We start from the raw sequence: 17,406 nt of genomic DNA, 5'->3' as shown, positions 1-17,406 counted from the left end.
CTACGGTGCGGTCCAATCTACGTCCGTTGCTTCTTCAATCTGTAACAACCCGTCTGGCCATGGTCGTGTCAGCTCTTTGGCCTGCTCCTCGGAGCCAGTCAGCCAAGTGTTGATATCTACAGGTTTCAGCAGAACGCCCATGCGGTGGTGGATCGGTTTCACATCACCATTCGGCTCACAGGTCACGGTCGCAAACTGATCGACCTGCAACCCGCCAGGGGCCTGCCATGTGTCTGTGATCGCTGCAAAGAACAGCGGGGCTCCGTCGGCGGAACAGATACGCCATGCAGTCTTGCGGCGCTTCTCACCTGTCCATTCGTACCACCCGTCGACGGGGACAACGGCGCGACCAACGCCTTTGAATGCGGTTTTGTCGAACACGGTCTCAGAGCGGGCGTTGATGATCGTTTCCATCACCGGGCGACCACGCGCATTGACCCGACCAACCGGGATCATGCCCCAACGCATCGGCACCAGGCCCGATTGGGTCAGCACCAACATCTCTTGACCGGGTTGGATGTTGCGGCGGGCGGTTTGCGCGGGGACGTCGCCCGAGAGATCAAGCGCTTCGACAATGTCAGAAATTGGTCGCGTCAGAAAGAACCGCCCAGGCATATGTCCCCCTTAATCTGCAGTCGTGTTGACCAATTCCAGAACCTTGGGCCCCAGAGCCTCCACAATAAGCGCAACGCCCTTGGCGTTGGGGTGAATTCCATCGGGTTGCATGAATGCGCCAACAGCATTGGCATCACCATCCGCTGCCAACCCTTCGAAAAAGCTGGCTGCATAAAGCGTATCGTATGCCTGCGACAAATCTGGGTACATACCGTCAAAGCTTTGCTTGTAGGCTGGCCCGTAATTGCCCGGAGCTTGCATGCCCACCAGCAGGACCTCCACATCCCCCGCCTGCGCCACGCTTAGAATTTTCTCCAGATTGGCGCGCGACACACCCGGGTCAATCCCGCGCAGCAGGTCATTGCCGCCCAACGCCACGATCATGCCGTCTACTTCGGGGGTCAGGGTCCATTCGACCCGTGCAGCACCCCCGGCTGTTGTATCCCCCGAGACACCTGCATTGATCACGCGAACATCCGCGCCTTGGCCCCCCAACCAACGTTCCAGCTGTGGGACAAATCCGTCCTCTTCAACCAGCCCATAGCCTTGCGTCAGCGAATCCCCCAATGCTGCAATTACAACGGGTTCCGCTGTGGCCGCAAATCCGCAACAGGCAAACAGGCCCGCCAGAAAGCCCTTGCGCATTCTCGTAAGTGCTCCATATCCCAAGATATTGCTCCTATATGGAAAGTCTTATGCCACAGCCCGTACTCTCCCTCCAAAATGCTGCTTTGTCATTGGAAGGCAATGCCGGTCGGGTGGATATTCTGCACGGCATAACGCTGTCGGTAAACCAGGGCGAGACGCTGGGACTGGTCGGGCCATCAGGGTCGGGCAAATCCTCGCTGTTGATGTTGATGGGCGGTTTGGAACAAGCGACCGGAGGCTCGGTGATAGCCTTGGGTCAGGACCTGACCGGTATGGACGAGGATCACTTGGCACGGTTCCGCCGGGATACGATGGGCGTGGTGTTTCAGAATTTCCACCTGATCCCGACGATGACGGCATTGGAAAATGTCGCCACACCATTGGAACTGGCGGGTCACAAGGATGCCTTTGCCCGGGCCGAGGCCGAACTTGACTCGGTCGGCCTGTCGCACCGGCACGATCACTATCCGGCACAGCTGTCGGGGGGTGAGCAGCAACGCGTGGCACTCGCCCGCGCCTCAGCGCCGCGCCCTCAGATCCTGCTGGCAGATGAGCCGACGGGAAATCTGGATGAGGCGAATGGCGCCGCGATCGTCGACCTATTGTTTGGCTTGCGTGACAAACATGGTGCGACATTGGTTTTGGTGACCCATAGCCACACCCTGGCCGACCGCTGTGACCGGGTGGTTCGGTTGCGCGATGGGCGTGTCGCCGAGGATGCACAAAAAGAGGCGGCAGAATGAGCCTGCGACTGGCCGGACGGCTGGCGCGACGTGAACTGCGCGGTGGTCTCAGGGGATTTCGCATCTTTCTTGCCTGTCTGGCGCTTGGCGTCGCCGCAATCGCTGCGGTGGGTTCGGTTCGATATGCAATTCAAACCGGGCTGACTCAGGAAGGTGCAGCCTTGCTCGGGGGTGATGCCGAGCTGGAGTTCACCTATCGGTTCGCCACCCCTGAAGAACGCGCTTGGATGGCAAAAGAAGCCCAGGTGGTATCAGAGGTCGTGGATTTTCGCTCACTTGCCGTTGTTCAACAAGAAACAGGCCCCGAACGCGCACTGACGCAGGTAAAGGCCGTTGACGTCCGCTATCCTCTGCTGGGCGAGGTTGGACTGAACCCAGACATGCCGTTGTCCGATGCTCTGGACGGTGACTTCAATCTGCCGGGCGCCGTGATGGAACAGGTCTTGATGGACCGGCTAGGGCTTTCCATCGGGGATACCTTTGCCTTGGGCACGCAGGAATTCGTCCTGATGGCTGCGCTGACTGCAGAACCTGATGGCGCGGCTGGAGGCTTTGGCCTTGGCCCCAGAACACTGGTCCGAACCGAAGACCTAAGCGCCTCGGGCCTGTTGGAACCGGGCACTCTGTTCTCGACCAAATACCGGCTGGATCTGCCGGATGCGACCGCGCTGGAGGTGATCTCGGCCGAGGCTGCAGAAACGTTTGATGGCACAGGTATGCGCTGGACGGATGCTCGAAACGGCGCGCCGGGCATAGCTGAATTCGTCGGAAGGCTCAGCGCCTTTCTGGTTCTGGTCGGCCTATCCGGGCTTGCTGTGGGCGGCATCGGTGTGTCTGCCGCTGTCCGGGCCTATCTGTCACAGAAAACCGAAACCATCGCCACGCTGCGCACGTTGGGGGCGGATCGGGCAACCGTGTTTCAGACCTACATGATCCAGATCGGGCTGTTGTCCGGGGTTGGTATCGCAATAGGTCTTGTCCTCGGCGGGCTTGCCCCTGTTCTGTTGGCCCCGATCATTGAAAGCCAACTGCCCGTGCCTGCGGTGTTTTCGATCTACCCCCAACCCCTGGCCGAGGCCGCGCTCTACGGGCTGCTCACGGCGTTTCTGTTTACCCTCTGGCCGCTCGCCCGGACCGAGGAAGTCCGCGCCGCCACCCTGTTCCGCGATGCCTTGACCTCGGCCCGACAGATTCCCCGGCTGGCCTATGTGATGGCGACAGGGCTGGGGCTGGCAATCCTGATCGCTGCCGCTGCCTGGTTCAGCGGCTCAACCGAGCTTACGCTTTGGACAGGCGGCGGATTGGTCGGGGCGCTGGTCCTTCTGTCCGTGGCTGCCATCGCCGTTCGCTGGCTGGCGCGCAGGGGTGTTCCGTGGTCGCGTGGTCGCCCTTCATTGCGGTGGGCCCTAGCCGCCATCTCTGACCCGCGCGAAGGAGCCGGTTCCGTGGTCTTGTCTCTGGGCCTGGGCCTCTCGGTCCTTGCAGCGGTTGGTCAGATCGACGGCACATTGCGGAATGCCATTTCAGGCAACCTACCCGAGGTCGCGCCCTCCTACTTCTTTGTGGACATCCAGAAAGACCAAATGCCTGGTTTCACTCAACGGTTGGAAACTGACCCGGCTGTCAGCCGTCTGGAAAGTGCGCCCATGTTGCGTGGGATCATTACCAAGATCAACGATCAACCCGCACGCGAGGTCGCTGGGAATCACTGGGTTTTGGAAGGCGACCGAGGCGTCACCTACTCTGTCCTTCCCCCAGAAAACGCACGGATCACAGCGGGGGAATGGTGGCCGGAAGACTATGCAGGCAGCCCTCAGATAAGTTTTGCCGCTGAAGAGGCCGAGGAAATGGGTTTGAACATCGGCGACAATCTGACCGTGAACATTCTGGGCCGGGATATCACCGCTACCGTCACTTCCCTGCGGGAGGTGGATTTTTCGACGGCAGGCATGGGCTTTATCATGTCTATGAACCCTTCGGCGTTGGCCGGCGCACCGCATAGTTTCATTGCAACCGTCTATGCCGAAGAACAGGCCGAAGCCGCCATTCTGCGCGATCTGGCAGGCCAGTTCCCCAACATCACTGCAGTGCGCGTACGGGACGCCATTGACCGGGTCTCGGACCTGTTGGCAGGGCTTGCCTCGGCAACATCTTATGGCGCGGGCGTGTCGCTGCTCACCGGTTTCCTTGTTCTGATCGGTGCTGCGGCCGCGGGAGAACCGGCCCGCCGGTATGAGGCGGCTATCCTCAAAACAATCGGTGCTGATCGCTGTCGTATTTTGTTGAGCTTCACGCTGCGCGCCATGCTGCTGGGGGCTGCCGCGGGCTGTATTGCCTTGCTGGTCGGCATTCTGGGCGGCTGGGCCGTTGCCACCTATATCTTCGACACGGGGTTCCAGGTGATCTGGCCCTCAGCATTGGGCATTGTGATCACAGGGATCGTTGTCACGCTCGGTGCAGGGCTGATCTTCGCATTGCGGCCCCTATCTGTCAGACCGGCCCGCATATTACGCGCCAGCGACTGACCCTAGCGCGCGCAAGCCACTGGCTGCAGGATTTTCAACAACGGATCATTGTCACAGATCAGCGCGTCCAGCGTGACATCATCAAGCGATGCATAGAAAACCTCGGCCGCATCCCGCAGCGCCACACGCAGGCGGCAGGCATCGGTCAGCGGGCAAGTGTTGTCGGCATCCGCGAAACACTCGGCAATTGGCAGCGATCCCTCAACATGCCGAAACACAGCGCCGATCCGGATTTGATCTGCGGGACGCGCCAGCGACATGCCCCCGTTTCGGCCGCGCTGCGTGCTCAGATAACTCAACTGACCAAGTTGATTGATCACCTGCGCCAAGTGGTTTTCCGAGATATTGCACACCTCGGCAATCTCGGATTTCGTCACCAGCCGATCCGGATGCGCCGCACAATACATCAGCAGGCGCACAGCAATATTCGTTCGTTTGGTAATCCGCATGGGGACCTCCCTCGCTCAACCATGCAGCCTTATTGCATGTCGGGCGAAAAAGCGGTTTGACATACATCAATTGACCGAAAGGCCCCAAGCAGATGGCAGACCCCTATTTCTTTGGCTATGGCAGCCTTGTGAACCTCGCCACTCATGATTTTCCAGATCCACGACCGGCAAAGCTCAAAGGGTGGCGACGGGCTTGGAAGCACACAGATTTGCGGTCTGTTGCCTTCCTGACTGCCGTGCCCGATCCAGACTCTGAGATCGAAGGCATGATCGCGCATGTTCCTAAGAACGACTGGGCCGCGCTGGATGAACGGGAATGGGCCTATGATCGCATCCCGACAACGCAGTCAGTCTCCCATCCGCTGGCCCACGACGTCGAAATCGCGGTCTATGCAGTACCTGAGGAGCGACACAATCAACCTTCGGATCACCACCCTTTGCTGCTCAGCTATATCGATGTGGTTATACAGGGATATCTGCGTACATTCGGGCCGGACGGGGCCGACCGTTTCTTTGCTACAACTGATGGCTGGGACGCACCTGTGTTGAATGACCGGGCTGAGCCGAGATATCCACGCCACCAACAGCTCAAACCAGATGAGACCGCATTTGTGGATGACCGCCTGCTGCGCGCATCGGTAACGATCCTTCAGCCGCAGCACCAAAAAGAGGCAGGCGCACTGCCGGCCTCTTTCAAATTCTAGTTTGCTTTCGGTTCAGCGCATTCAGCCCCGCGCGCGGATCACCTGAAGTAGCGGCAACAAAGCCGCCATTTCCGGCCCCCGCTCCATCCCTGTCAGCGCTTTGCGCAGCGGCATGAACAGGCCTTTGCCTTTACGGCCCGTCGCCTCTTTCACCGCTTTGGTCCAGGTGCCCCATGTTTCAGCGTCGAACGGCCCGTCGGGTAGCAGCGCAATCGCCTCGGCGATGAAGTCGCGGTCTTCATCGGCGATCAGCGGCTCTGCCCCATCGCGGCACAACTCCCACCAGCCTTTGAGATCGGCCAGAGTGGTGATGTTCTCACGAGCCATCGCCCAGAACGGCTCGGCCAATTCCGCCGGAACGCCTGCCTCAGCCACGGCATCTGCAACTTCTGCCAGCGGCAGCGATTGCAAGTGCTTGGCAGTCAGCGGGAACAGGTCCTGCACGTCGAACTTGGTCGGGGCTGCGCCAAAGCGGTTCACATCGAATCCTTCGATCAGTTCGGCCATGTCCGAACGCAGTTCAACCGGATCAGAAGACCCCAGACGCGCCATCAGGCTCAACAATGCCATCGGCTGCACGCCCTGCTCTCGCAGATCACGTAGCGCCAGCGTGCCCAGACGTTTCGACAGCGCCTCACCCTGTGGGCCAGTCAGCAGCGAATGGTGCGCAAAGCGCGGGCATTGACCGCCCAGAGCCTCGATAATCTGAATCTGCGTCGCGGTGTTGGTGACGTGGTCCGAGCCACGTACCACATCGGTCACGCCCATCTCGGTATCGTCCACAACAGACGCAATCGTGTAGAGAACCTGACCATCGCCGCGGATCAGCACCGGATCAGACACCGAGGCCGCATCGATCGAAATGTCGCCCAGAATGCCGTCTTTCCACTCGATCCGCTCGTGATCCAGCTTGAACCGCCAGACGCCATTGCCACGTTTAGCTCGAAACTCTTCTTTTTCGGCATCCGAAAGGTTCAAAGCGGCGCGGTCGTAGACCGGGGGCTTGCCCATGTTCAGCTGCTTCTTGCGCTTGAGGTCCAACTCGGTCGGCGTCTCAAACGCCTCGTAAAACCGGCCCATCTCGCGCAGCTTGTCAGCGGCTTCTGCGTAGCGGTCCAGACGTTCGGACTGACGCTCTACCCGATCCCAGTACAGGCCCAGCCACTCCATATCCTGCTTGATCGCATCGACATATTCTTCCTTCGACCGCTCTGGGTCGGTGTCGTCGATGCGCAGGATGAACGTTCCGCCCGCCTTGCGAGCGATCAAATAGTTCATCAATGCGGTACGCAGGTTGCCCACGTGGATGTAACCGGTGGGCGACGGGGCGAAACGGGTGGTTGTCATGGGTGTCTCCTGTTGGCGCGGCTCTTGTCACAAAGGCGCGTTTTTGTCCAGCAGGCGTTTCGGATTGCCCAAGTTCCGCAGGAATTCCAGATCGCAAGATGAACAAATATTAACACGCATTGTTCATCCACGAAGACTAAGTACCGGTGTATAAAGTGGCACGCGATCCGAAGCGAACTACCTTTTTCGCTGGCATTCTGACAGGGAGACTAAGAAATGGCCATCAATTTGACACGCAGAGCGGCCCTTGGCGCCGCCGCAGCCCTTCCATTTGCATCCGCAGCGACCCCACTTTTTGCGGCCGGAGCCGAGACAAAGGCGAACTCGACCATCGCAAGATCATTCCAGCTGGGCGACTTTACGGTCACAACCCTGCTTGATGGCAGCCTGCCACGCGACGGCGCGCAGGAGATCTTCGGGGGCGGCGCCTCGGATGAGGAATTCGCGAAAGTATCGGCCGAAAACTTCATCTCGCCTGACGTGGCACAATTCTTTTTCACGCCGACTCTGGTGAACACAGGTTCGGAACTGATCCTGTTCGACACCGGGCTTGGTCAGGGCGGCATTCAGGCCGCTTTGGCAGATGCAGGTGTCACGCCCGATCAGATTGACGTGGTCGTGCTGACCCATATGCACCCGGACCATATCGGTGGTATGACCACGAATGACGCGCCGACATTCGCAAATGCGCGCTATGTCACCGCGGCACCCGAGTATGACTTCTGGTCCGCTCAGGAAGCCGGGAACCGGGTCGGCGATCTGGTTTCTGCCAAAGTCACGCCTCTGGCAGAAAAGATGACCTTCATCGAGGATGGCGGTGACGTGGCCTCGGGTGTGACGGCGATGGCGACATTTGGACATACCCCCGGTCACATGGTCTATCACTTGGAAAGTAACGGCCAGCGTCTTATCCTGACAGCGGATCTTGCCAATCATTATGTCTGGTCCTTTGCGCACCCCGAATGGGAAGTTCGGTTCGACATGGACAAAGCTGCCGCAACGGAATCACGTCGTAAGATTTTGGGCCTGCTGGCCGCCGACAAGGTACCGATGATCGGCTATCACATGCCCTTCCCCGCTGCCGGTTTCGTGGAGACACGTGGCGACGGCTTCCGCTTTGTTCCGGTCAGCTATCAGATGATGGGCTAAGCGCTCAATAACCTGGGTCCGGCCGCACTTTTGAACCATCGCTGAACCGCGACAAGCGAAATGCGGCCGGGTCCACGCAGGGCGCGCACTGGGTTACCAGATCGGCTGCCAAACGCCCAGCCCCCGGTCCAATCCCAAAGCCATGCCCCGAAAACCCTGTGGCAATGACCAATCCAGGGACGTCATCCACTGTGGAAATCACCGGGATCGCATCTGGTGTGACATCGATTAACCCAGCCCAGCTTTGCACGATTTCAGCTTTGTGAAGGGCGGGCAATCCTTTTATGGCGTTGGCCCAGGCATTGCGCAGAACCTTCTGCGATGGTTCTGGGTCCAGGACCCTGCAATGCTCGAACGGGGTGACATCGGTGGGTAGCCATTTCCGATCTTGCGCGGCTTCAACCTTCCAACGGCCAGACAGGCGAAAGCGCAACGACCTCCATTCCTGAACAAACGCTGGCAGAAACTGCAATGCCAGCCGGAAACTATCGGGCACAAGGTCATAGGTGTTTTCATGGCCCGACGCGATGGTGTATCCCCCATCCGCCCGCTTTCGGATGGCGAAATCATCTGACCAAAACGCTGCGTCGGGGCCGTCTTCAACCGGCGAACTGCGCATGACCGTGTTCAGCACTTTTAGCTGCGGCAGGTCGATCCCGGCATTGCCTGCGAACATACGCGTCCACGCCCCGCCGGCAAGCACCACCTGATCACAGGCAACACGCCCACGTTCGGTAAATACACCCGTGATCCGACCATCCTGCAGATCAAGACTGCGAACAGCACAGTTGGTCATCACCGACGCGCCTTTGTCGCGCGCACCTTCGGCAATCGCAGGGGCCGCAAGCTGTGGTTCCGCGCGCCCGTCCTGCGGCATGTATAGCGCGCATTTCAAGTCGGTTTCTTGCCCGGGCAGCAGCTCTGCCAGTTCAGGTCCTGAAACCATCCGTGCCCCGGTCTGAAGCCCGTCGACATTGCGCATCCAGCGTTCCAGATTGCCCGCGTCCCGCGCTCCAGACGCTCCGAACAGGATGCCTGCCTGTGTGTAGCCAGTCGGTCGCCCAATGCGCGCATCCAGATTCGGCCAGATGCGCAAAGCCTCTTGCATCAACGGAATCTCACGCGGGTCACGCATGCCAAGCCGAACCCAACCCCAATTGCGAGAGCTTTGTTCCCCCGCAATCTGACCTTTTTCGCACAGCAAAACCGAAACTCCACGTTCGGCCAGTTCCAACGCGGTGCACGCGCCAATAATGCCGCCGCCGATCACGACAACATCAACAGTTTTTGGCATCGAAAGATCAGGTTCAAATGGAGTTGGCTTTGGGCCTGGCATCAATGACTCGTTCTTACGATATACGAGCCCTCAAGATGCCAGAGAGGAATGCTCTGACAACGGAAATCAGTAGCTATCAAACCGATAGTGCAATCCTGTGGCAAAGGTGCCAGCAGGCGACATGCGTGATAGATTTGGCAGCGCTTAAGCTGCGCCGGACAGTTCAGCCCATTTCTGGCGCAACGCTCCGGACAATCCACCGTCTTTGGCAGTTTCCTTGGCAGAAATTTCTGGCTGTGACTTCAGGTCAGGGAACTCTAGGCGCTGCGAGGGTTCGGCCTTCTGCTCACCGATCAGATCGGCAATTGCTGCGTCTAACTTTACCTCATCCAGCTCTTGCGCCGGAGATTCCATCGTTCTGTACTGCCACGGCTTGTGCAGAGACTTATCGTATTCCTCGTACATGTTAACACCACACCATTAACTCAGATATCCAACCCCGGATGCACCACATAGACAAAACACTTGTCGAAAACTGTGAACTCTACAGCAATGCGTCACATCCGCCCCATATGAGGCAACTTCTAAGCATAAATGTGGCAGAAAAATGTCAGTCAAACAAGCGCTGACATCGGCAGACTCGCTTGAAACTGCTTGGATTTATTCGATTTGTGGAAACGGTTGCGGCATTGAGGAGTTACTGTTTCCAAATCCAGAAACCGCACTGCTTAACCACGATCCCGCCAGCGATTCACAATTGGGTACCGTCTGTCCAACCAGAATGCGCGGCTGGTCAAACGCGTGCCAGGGGCGGATTGGAAACGCTTGTATTCGCTGATGTAGACCAGATGTTCAACCTTGCGCGCATCCTGTTCATCATATCCTGCGGCAACGCAATCGGCGATAGATCCATCCTGATCCACAAGAATATCAAGTATGCCGTCCAGCACGGGATAATCCGGCAGGCTGTCGCTGTCTTTCTGATCTTTTCGCAGCTCAGCGCTTGGAGGTTTATCGATGACCGAAGGGCGAATGACCTCACCTTCGGGTCCCTTCATCCAATTGCGATGATTGGCATTGCGCCAGCGGCAGGTTTCAAACACGCGGGTTTTGTACAGGTCCTTGATCGGGTTATAACCGCCATTCATGTCGCCATAGATCGTGGCATAGCCCACCGCGACTTCAGATTTGTTGCCCGTGGTCAGCAACATCTCGCCAAACTTGTTCGAGATCGCCATCAGCAACACACCGCGCAGGCGAGACTGGATGTTTTCTTCTGTTAAATCAACCTCATGCCCCACGAACAATGGGGCGAGCGTATCCGTCACGGCAGCGCGACTGTCCGAGATCGGAACAAAGTCATAGTGAACGCCCAGCGCTTTTGCGACCGCCTCAGCATCATCAAGAGATGCCTGGCTGGTGTATTCCGATGGCAGCATCACGCAGCGCACATTCTCGGCCCCTATCGCGTCCACCGCAATCGCTGCAACAAGGGCAGAATCCACACCACCTGACAGGCCCAGCAACGCCTTTTTGAAACCGGTTTTCCCCATGTAATCACGCAAGGATTCTACCATGGCGCGATAGTCCTGCTCCCACGCATCGGGCTGCGGCACGATTTCGGCAGGAACAATCCGCCAACCGTCATCGCCACGCTCAAGGTCCACATGAGCGATCGTCTCATCAAAAACTGGCAGGCGAAACGCCAATTCTCCACCCGGGTTCAGGCCAAATGTTGCCCCATCGAACACCTGATCGTCCTGCCCGCCGACCATATTCAGGTAAATCAGCGGCAAACCGGTCTCGACCACGCGCGCGACCATATGGTTCAAGCGCACATCGTATTTGTCGCGGAAGTAGGGCGATCCATTGGGGATTAGCAGAAACTCAGCCCCGGTTTCTTCGAGCGTTTCGGCAACATCCGGGTGCCAGCTATCTTCACAGATCGGGCTGCCGATGCGCGAGTTGCCAACCGAATACGGCCCACCCAAAGGGCCTGAATCGTACAGACGAACCTCGTCAAACACCGTTTCATTGGGCAGGTGATGTTTCAGCACTTTACTGGTGATCCGCCCGCCCTTGAGGATCAGATAGGCGTTGAACAGGCTGTCATCCTCGGCCCAAGGACCGCCGATGGCCAGTGCCGGGCCGTCGGCGCATTGCTTGGCCAGTTCCTCAACCGCAGCCATGGCCACACGGTGGAACACCCGCTTCATGATCAGGTCCTGCGTGTTGTATCCGGTGATGAACATCTCGGGTAGCGCGACCAGATCAGCTCCGGCCTCGCGACCTTGTTCCCAAGCCGCAAACGCCTTGGCTGCGTTGCCCTCAAGATCGCCCACAACAGGGTTGAGTTGCGCCAGTGTGATACGGAAACGGTCGGCCATGCTGCCCTCTTGCCTTCGCCAGTCCTACTGCATTTAGCAGATCATTGCGCGAGTGGAAGACCAATGGCTCAAAAGCCGTTGCTCTGATCTGTGCGGTCCCCTATTTTTGCCCAAACGCATATGAAACCGACGATCGGGCAGGCAGGACAAACCATGAAGCTGATCCGCAATTCTCTCACGGCCGGGATTCTAGGCCTGTCGATCACGGCGGCATGGGCCCAGGACGGTACAGTGATCGTCAAAGATGACGAACTTGGCGGGGTCTATGAGGGCACGTTTGAAAACGGGTTGCGCCACGGCACAGGCACATACCGGTTGCCGGACGGGTTTGAGTATTCCGGTCAGTGGGTCGAGGGCGAAATTCAGGGCCAAGGCACGGCCCGCTTCGCCAACGGGTCTGTTTATGAGGGCCAATTCGCCAAAGGACAGCCCGAAGGCCAGGGCAAAATCAGCTATGCCGATGGCGGGACCTACGAAGGTGAATGGCGTGAGGGTGCGATCAATGGCTCGGGCATTGCTGAATATGCAAATGGGGTGCGCTATGAAGGAGAGTTTCAGAACGCCCGCCATCACGGCAAAGGCACTCGCACTGACCCAAATGGCTATATCTATGACGGGGATTGGGTTGACGGTGCACAGCAGGGCGCGGCGCGGATCACTTATCCCGATGGGTCGGTGTATGAGGGCAATGTGCAGCAAGGCCAACGCCACGGGCAAGGCCGTTTGGTCCAATCGGATGGGTTGGAATATGACGGGCAGTGGGTTCAGAACCTGATGACCGGAACCGGGCGGCTGACATTGGCCAACGGTGATGTTTATGAAGGCGAGGTCGCCGAAGGTCGCCGTCAAGGCAAAGGCAAAGAGACCTATGCCAATGGCAATGTCTATGAAGGCGACTATCAAGACGACCGCCGCCATGGCAAAGGCACCTTCATCGGGACTGATGGCTACCGCTATACCGGCGAGTGGTCCGAGGGTCAGATCGAAGGATTTGGTGAGATCACCTACCCCGACGGCTCGGCCTATATCGGTGCGCTCAGCGCCGACCTGCCGCATGGCAAGGGCCAAAGCACCTATGCGGACGGGACCGTCTATGACGGAGAATGGATCGCGGGAGTGTTCGAGGGGACCGGCACGGCAACCTACCCCAACGGGACGGTTTACAACGGCGAGTTCCGCAATGCGGTGAGCCATGGAACCGGCACCGTCACTTTCGCCAATGGATATCGTTACGAAGGTGAATGGGTCGATGGTGTCCGTCAGGGCAAAGGGAAATCCACCTTTGCCGATGGCACGGTGTACGACGGCGACTTCATCAACGGCGCACGCCACGGCAAAGGGACTATAACCGCGCCCAGTGGTTTTACCTATACAGGCGATTGGGCTGACGGAAAGATCACCGGAGTTGGCGTGGCAACCTATCCGTCAGGCGATGTTTACGAGGGCGGTTTTTTTGAGAACAAACGTCAGGGTCAGGGCACAATGCGCTATGCCAATGGGCAGGAACAAGCGGGTGTCTGGGACAATGATGCCCTATCATCCGAAGAGACACCTGAAACCGGTGGCGAAGAAGCAAACGCACAGGAACCTGCTCCAGACGACGAAAGCCCCGAACCGCCTGCAGACAACTAAGCCCCTACCACGGTACGCGCGCTCCTGACCAGTCGAAGAACCCGCCCGTGTCTTCGGGCGTCAGCCCGTCAATCACGCTCAGAAGGTTTTTGGCAGCTATATCCGGCTCAACAGCGGGATGGCGGCCAAGATATTTCTGTGTGAACGCCGTTTTGACCGTGCCGGGATGCAGCGCGACGCAGATCGCTTGTTTATGCGTACGGGCCAGTTCAATTGAGGCTGTGTGAACCACCTGATTAACCGCCGCCTTAGACGCGCGATAGCTGACCCAACCGCCCATGCGATTATCCCCGATCGAACCAACTCGCGCCGAAAGCACCGCAATCACTGACGGCCTGTTTCGAGTCAGCAGCTTATGCGCCCGGCTCAAAACCAATGCCGGTCCAACCGCGTTCAAGGCGAACTGATCCATCATGGCCTGCGCTGTCACCGCGCGCATGGTCTTTTCAGGCTGCGCGCCGTTGATTTCTAAAGCTCCGGACGCGACCAGAACCAAATCGAACGGATATTGAAAAGCATCGAGTGTTTTTAAGGCTGCCTCGGGTTCAGTCAGATCGAACCCATCACCTGAACGCGACAATCCTGTCACCGCCACCTGCTGCGAGGTAAGCTGATGTCTCAGCGCACTGCCGATGCCACCTGATGCGCCAATGATCAAAGCCGTTTTCATATTGGGCGACCTAGCGGTCTGGCCCCTGAGGTCAATAAAACGATCAAATCGCCCCCATCCTAATTTTGGTTCTTTTCATTCGCCGCATGCTCTGTATAACCTCATCCCATGATCAACCACGCAGATATCCTTGTTGCCGACACCGCCCTTCGCGGTGCGTCGCTGCGTGGCCTACTGATCCTAATCCGCCTCTGAGCGTGCCATCCGGCGCGCCCGCTCAGAGGAGGACGCCAGCGCGCCATAGGCTTTAGGACAGAAGAAGAAAGAGAATCCCATGACCAACGTGACCGACCAAGACCGCGTCTTGATCTTCGATACCACTTTGCGCGACGGCGAGCAGAGCCCCGGCGCAACCATGACCCATGATGAAAAGCTGGAAATTGCTGAACTGCTGGACGAGATGGGCGTCGACATCATCGAAGCCGGTTTCCCAATCGCTTCCGAAGGCGATTTCAAAGCGGTGTCCGAGATTGCCCAAAGGTCGAACAACAGCCGCATCTGCGGCCTGGCCCGTGCCAATTTCGCCGATATCGACCGCTGTTGGGAGGCGGTGAAACACGCCGAACAGAACCGCATTCACACCTTTATCGGCACCTCGCCGCTGCACCGCGCCATTCCAAATCTGACCATGGATGAAATGGCGGATAAGATCCACGAAACGGTCAGCCACGCGCGCAATCTGTGCGAAAACGTCCAGTGGTCGCCGATGGATGCCACCCGGACCGAATGGGATTACTTGTGCCGCGTGATCGAGATAGCCATCAAGGCCGGGGCAACGACAATTAACATCCCCGATACTGTGGGCTATACTGCTCCGGTCGAAAGCGCTGACCTGATCAAACGCCTGATCGAGACAGTACCGGGCGCGGATGAGGTAGTTTTTGCCACCCATTGCCACAACGACCTTGGCATGGCGACCGCGAACTCTCTGGCCGCTGTCGCCGGTGGCGCGCGTCAAATCGAGTGCACCATAAACGGTCTGGGCGAACGCGCTGGCAATACAGCCTTGGAAGAGGTTGTGATGGCCCTGCGCACCCGCAATGACATCATGCCCTGGCACACCGGCATCGACACTACCAAGATCATGCATATCTCGCGTCGTGTGGCGACGGTGTCCGGCTTCAACGTACAGTTCAACAAAGCCATCGTTGGCAAGAACGCCTTTGCGCATGAAAGCGGCATCCATCAGGACGGGATGCTCAAAAACCGCGAAAATTTCGAAATCATGCGCCCTGAGGATATCGGTCTGTCGGGCACCTCTCTGCCATTGGGCAAGCACTCGGGCCGCGCCGCGCTGCGCGACAAGCTGGAAACGCTGGGCTTCGAGGTTGGCGACAACCAATTGCGCGACATCTTTGTGCGGTTCAAAGATCTGGCCGACCGCAAGAAAGAGGTGTTCGACGATGACCTGATTGCCCTGATGACTCTGGATGAGGCGGATGACCATCTGCAACTGGTGTCGATGAAAGTCACCTGCGGCACGGGCGGGCAAGCCGAAGCAACGGTCGAGTTGGAAATGGATGGCAAGGACATCATCGCAACCGAGCATGGCGACGGCCCGGTTGATGCCGCGTTCAAGGCCATCCGCGCGATCCACCCGAACACCGCGCGCCTGCAACTCTATCAAGTACACGCAGTGACCGAAGGGACGGACGCGCAGGCGACGGTTTCGGTACGCCTGGAAGAAGATGGCATGATCGCAACAGGCCAATCAGCGGATACCGATACGGTCGTGGCCTCAGCCAAGGCCTATATCCACGCCTTGAACCGTTTGATCGTACGCCGGGAAAAGGCCGGCCCCGGCGCAGATGCGCGCGAGATCAGCTACAAAGACCTGACCTGAGCAAAGTCTTCCAAACATGGAGCTCCCGCACCCGCGGGGCCCAGCTGCTACGAAACGAATGAGCGACGCCTCGTGCGTCGCTCGTCAAACCCAGTCTAAATTGCCAAGCCAGTCTTTAGCCGCGTTGATTGATAGTCTCGAAGTCTGATCGACATGTGACAGCAACCAGATTTCCCGAGTTGGAAGTCTAGCGCCACCTTCCAATTTTACCTCTCGAAATCGCGGGTCGTTAGAAACAACCGCACGTGGAAGCAACGTTTTCCCAATCCCAGCCGCAACAGCTTGCATCCCGGTCTCGATATCCGCGATTTTCAGATTGGCACGCAAATTGGAGGGCTTCGCAGCGTTTTCGAGCCAACGTGCTTGCGGTAAATTCAAATGTGCGTCGTCATAGGTGATCCAACCCAGATCACTATCTCGGGTCGATGAGAGTGAGCTTGCTGCGTAGGCTGCGAATGATAACTCGCCCAGCTTTTGCGCTTTGGTTCGCAATCCTCCGGCATGCGGGCGCGCGAAACGCACCGCAAGATCGGCCTCGCGCTTGGACAGATCCAAATTGTCAGAAGTTGGAACCAACTCAACGGTCAGGCACGGGTGCAAACGTGCCAAGGCTGCCATGCCAGGCACCAAAAAATGGTTCACGACAAACGGCACCGAACTGATGCGGACGCTACCCGAGACCTTACGCGCGCAATCACCTGACATTTCTCCGATTGTAACATTCTCTGCCTCGATGGATTCAGCATGAGTCAGGATTTGCAGCGCCGCATCTGTCGGCTCGTATTGTCCGTTGGCACTGCGCAAGAACAAATTGGTTTCTAGCGCCTGCTCCAGAGCCTTGATCCTGCGGGCAACCGTCGTTTCGCTGACACCGAGCGCGCGTCCTGCGCGTGCAAGCTTTCCTTCGCGGCGAAGGGCCAGAAGATACTTGAGATCGTTCCAATCATGATCCTGCATTTTTGCAGGTTAAGCTGTCATTTTTACTGGCTCAACCTTCGGTTTTGATGTGGCAGTCTTTTGGGCACACAATTCAGTGGAGGTACAAAATGAAATTCATCATCCTATTTGAAGATGCGCCTGATGCCGACCCCAACATACGAAAAACACATATGTCAAAGCATCTGGATTTTCTTGAGTGGAACTCCGACAAGATCGAAGCAGCCGGCCCTTTGTCAGATACAAACGAGCAAGGGCGCGATGGTTTGTGGATCGTTGAGGCCAGCTCAGAGAGTGATGTAGATCAACTCGTTCACGAAGATCCCTTTTGGTCGACAGGTCTCAGGAAGTCTTACTCGATCATCAAATGGAAACAGGTTTATGCGAATGGCATGAGGCAGATCAAACCAAGATGACGCATTGCACCGCGCAGGGTGTAACACCGGTTGAGGCAATCGTCGCGACGAAGCGCTTCGCAGCGC

The 17,406-nt window shown here is 57.9% G+C and carries 16 protein-coding genes; 7 read left to right on the top strand and 9 right to left on the bottom strand.

Annotated elements, in window-relative coordinates:
* Window positions 1-615 (bottom strand): SOS response-associated peptidase, encoded by a 615-nt coding sequence (locus ACR0KG_RS17195; protein ID WP_480548652.1) that lies wholly within the window; start codon window positions 613-615, stop codon window positions 1-3.
* 9 nt (window positions 616-624) lie between these two features.
* Window positions 625-1,260, bottom strand: a complete 636-nt coding sequence (locus tag ACR0KG_RS17190; protein WP_480548650.1) for an arylesterase — start codon at window positions 1,258-1,260, stop codon at window positions 625-627.
* Window positions 1,261-1,310: 50 nt separating this feature from the next.
* On the opposite strand from ACR0KG_RS17190, the gene ACR0KG_RS17185 reads away from it, so the two are divergent.
* Entirely contained in the window at window positions 1,311-2,006 is a 696-nt protein-coding gene (locus ACR0KG_RS17185) for an ABC transporter ATP-binding protein (protein WP_480548648.1), read from the top strand.
* Window positions 2,003-4,531: an ABC transporter permease gene (locus ACR0KG_RS17180; RefSeq protein ID WP_480827945.1), complete on the top strand. Its 2,529-nt coding sequence runs from the start codon at window positions 2,003-2,005 to the stop codon at window positions 4,529-4,531. Before ACR0KG_RS17185 ends, ACR0KG_RS17180 begins: the two co-directional genes overlap by 4 nt.
* 2 nt (window positions 4,532-4,533) lie before the next feature.
* Here the strand turns inward: ACR0KG_RS17180 and ACR0KG_RS17175 are convergent, their stop codons facing one another.
* Window positions 4,534-4,980 (bottom strand): RrF2 family transcriptional regulator, encoded by a 447-nt coding sequence (locus ACR0KG_RS17175; protein WP_480827944.1) that lies wholly within the window; start codon window positions 4,978-4,980, stop codon window positions 4,534-4,536.
* Window positions 4,981-5,072: 92 nt separating this feature from the next.
* On the opposite strand from ACR0KG_RS17175, the gene ACR0KG_RS17170 reads away from it, so the two are divergent.
* Entirely contained in the window at window positions 5,073-5,684 is a 612-nt protein-coding gene (locus ACR0KG_RS17170; RefSeq protein WP_480548643.1) for a gamma-glutamylcyclotransferase family protein, read from the top strand.
* 21 nt (window positions 5,685-5,705) lie between these two features.
* On the opposite strand, the gene gltX is transcribed toward ACR0KG_RS17170, so the two are convergent.
* Window positions 5,706-7,031, bottom strand: coding sequence for a glutamate--tRNA ligase (gltX, locus tag ACR0KG_RS17165; RefSeq protein WP_480548641.1), 1,326 nt, complete (start codon window positions 7,029-7,031; stop codon window positions 5,706-5,708).
* Window positions 7,032-7,247: 216 nt separating this feature from the next.
* Between gltX and ACR0KG_RS17160 the strand changes: the two genes are divergently transcribed.
* The gene (locus ACR0KG_RS17160) at window positions 7,248-8,180 is read left to right on the top strand and encodes an MBL fold metallo-hydrolase (RefSeq protein ID WP_480548639.1); all 933 of its coding nucleotides are present in this window, start codon (window positions 7,248-7,250) and stop codon (window positions 8,178-8,180) included.
* A 4-nt stretch (window positions 8,181-8,184) separates the two neighbouring features.
* Here the strand turns inward: ACR0KG_RS17160 and ACR0KG_RS17155 are convergent, their stop codons facing one another.
* The 3 genes from ACR0KG_RS17155 to ACR0KG_RS17145 all read right to left on the bottom strand — a co-directional run bounded on the left by ACR0KG_RS17155 (window position 8,185) and on the right by ACR0KG_RS17145 (window position 11,843).
* Complete coding sequence (locus ACR0KG_RS17155; protein ID WP_480548637.1) at window positions 8,185-9,516, bottom strand: NAD(P)/FAD-dependent oxidoreductase; 1,332 nt, start codon at window positions 9,514-9,516, stop codon at window positions 8,185-8,187.
* Window positions 9,517-9,660: 144 nt separating this feature from the next.
* The gene (locus ACR0KG_RS17150) at window positions 9,661-9,921 is read right to left on the bottom strand and encodes a hypothetical protein (protein ID WP_480548635.1); all 261 of its coding nucleotides are present in this window, start codon (window positions 9,919-9,921) and stop codon (window positions 9,661-9,663) included.
* Window positions 9,922-10,184: 263 nt separating this feature from the next.
* The gene (locus tag ACR0KG_RS17145; RefSeq protein ID WP_480548633.1) at window positions 10,185-11,843 is read right to left on the bottom strand and encodes an NAD+ synthase; all 1,659 of its coding nucleotides are present in this window, start codon (window positions 11,841-11,843) and stop codon (window positions 10,185-10,187) included.
* A gap of 153 nt (window positions 11,844-11,996) precedes the next feature.
* Between ACR0KG_RS17145 and ACR0KG_RS17140 the strand changes: the two genes are divergently transcribed.
* The gene (locus tag ACR0KG_RS17140; RefSeq protein WP_480827943.1) at window positions 11,997-13,475 is read left to right on the top strand and encodes an MORN repeat-containing protein; all 1,479 of its coding nucleotides are present in this window, start codon (window positions 11,997-11,999) and stop codon (window positions 13,473-13,475) included.
* 4 nt (window positions 13,476-13,479) lie between these two features.
* Here the strand turns inward: ACR0KG_RS17140 and ACR0KG_RS17135 are convergent, their stop codons facing one another.
* Entirely contained in the window at window positions 13,480-14,145 is a 666-nt protein-coding gene (locus ACR0KG_RS17135) for an SDR family NAD(P)-dependent oxidoreductase (RefSeq protein WP_480827942.1), read from the bottom strand.
* Between the two features lie 274 nt (window positions 14,146-14,419).
* Here ACR0KG_RS17135 and ACR0KG_RS17130 point away from each other — a divergent pair, with 274 nt between their 5' ends.
* Window positions 14,420-15,988, top strand: coding sequence for a 2-isopropylmalate synthase (locus tag ACR0KG_RS17130; RefSeq protein WP_480548627.1), 1,569 nt, complete (start codon window positions 14,420-14,422; stop codon window positions 15,986-15,988).
* An 84-nt stretch (window positions 15,989-16,072) separates the two neighbouring features.
* Here the strand turns inward: ACR0KG_RS17130 and ACR0KG_RS17125 are convergent, their stop codons facing one another.
* Window positions 16,073-16,945 carry a LysR family transcriptional regulator gene (locus ACR0KG_RS17125; RefSeq protein WP_480827941.1) on the bottom strand — a complete coding sequence of 291 codons (873 nt, stop codon included), beginning with the start codon at window positions 16,943-16,945 and terminating at the stop codon, window positions 16,073-16,075.
* An 89-nt stretch (window positions 16,946-17,034) separates the two neighbouring features.
* Here ACR0KG_RS17125 and ACR0KG_RS17120 point away from each other — a divergent pair, with 89 nt between their 5' ends.
* Window positions 17,035-17,340, top strand: coding sequence for a YciI family protein (locus ACR0KG_RS17120; RefSeq protein ID WP_480827940.1), 306 nt, complete (start codon window positions 17,035-17,037; stop codon window positions 17,338-17,340).
* Window positions 17,341-17,406 lie beyond the last annotated feature (66 nt).

This window comes from Ruegeria sp. H4 (genome assembly GCF_056533065.1).
This window is presented reverse-complemented; position numbering and strand designations above follow the sequence as displayed.

Bases quoted from the DNA above. Each gene is read 5' to 3' on its own strand.
- ACR0KG_RS17145 (WP_480548633.1), bottom strand. From the start codon at position 11,843: ATGGCCGACCGTTTCCGTATCACACTGGCGCAACTCAACCCTGTTGTG.
- ACR0KG_RS17150 (WP_480548635.1), bottom strand. From the start codon at position 9,921: ATGTACGAGGAATACGATAAGTCTCTGCACAAGCCGTGGCAGTACAGA.
- ACR0KG_RS17160 (WP_480548639.1), top strand. From the start codon at position 7,248: ATGGCCATCAATTTGACACGCAGAGCGGCCCTTGGCGCCGCCGCAGCC.
- ACR0KG_RS17180 (WP_480827945.1), top strand. From the start codon at position 2,003: ATGAGCCTGCGACTGGCCGGACGGCTGGCGCGACGTGAACTGCGCGGT.
- ACR0KG_RS17175 (WP_480827944.1), bottom strand. From the start codon at position 4,980: ATGCGGATTACCAAACGAACGAATATTGCTGTGCGCCTGCTGATGTAT.
- ACR0KG_RS17130 (WP_480548627.1), top strand. From the start codon at position 14,420: ATGACCAACGTGACCGACCAAGACCGCGTCTTGATCTTCGATACCACT.
- ACR0KG_RS17190 (WP_480548650.1), bottom strand. From the start codon at position 1,260: ATGCGCAAGGGCTTTCTGGCGGGCCTGTTTGCCTGTTGCGGATTTGCG.
- ACR0KG_RS17135 (WP_480827942.1), bottom strand. From the start codon at position 14,145: ATGAAAACGGCTTTGATCATTGGCGCATCAGGTGGCATCGGCAGTGCG.
- ACR0KG_RS17195 (WP_480548652.1), bottom strand. From the start codon at position 615: ATGCCTGGGCGGTTCTTTCTGACGCGACCAATTTCTGACATTGTCGAA.
- ACR0KG_RS17155 (WP_480548637.1), bottom strand. From the start codon at position 9,516: ATGCCAGGCCCAAAGCCAACTCCATTTGAACCTGATCTTTCGATGCCA.
- ACR0KG_RS17140 (WP_480827943.1), top strand. From the start codon at position 11,997: ATGAAGCTGATCCGCAATTCTCTCACGGCCGGGATTCTAGGCCTGTCG.
- ACR0KG_RS17185 (WP_480548648.1), top strand. From the start codon at position 1,311: ATGCCACAGCCCGTACTCTCCCTCCAAAATGCTGCTTTGTCATTGGAA.
- ACR0KG_RS17120 (WP_480827940.1), top strand. From the start codon at position 17,035: ATGAAATTCATCATCCTATTTGAAGATGCGCCTGATGCCGACCCCAAC.
- ACR0KG_RS17125 (WP_480827941.1), bottom strand. From the start codon at position 16,945: ATGCAGGATCATGATTGGAACGATCTCAAGTATCTTCTGGCCCTTCGC.
- ACR0KG_RS17170 (WP_480548643.1), top strand. From the start codon at position 5,073: ATGGCAGACCCCTATTTCTTTGGCTATGGCAGCCTTGTGAACCTCGCC.
- gltX (WP_480548641.1), bottom strand. From the start codon at position 7,031: ATGACAACCACCCGTTTCGCCCCGTCGCCCACCGGTTACATCCACGTG.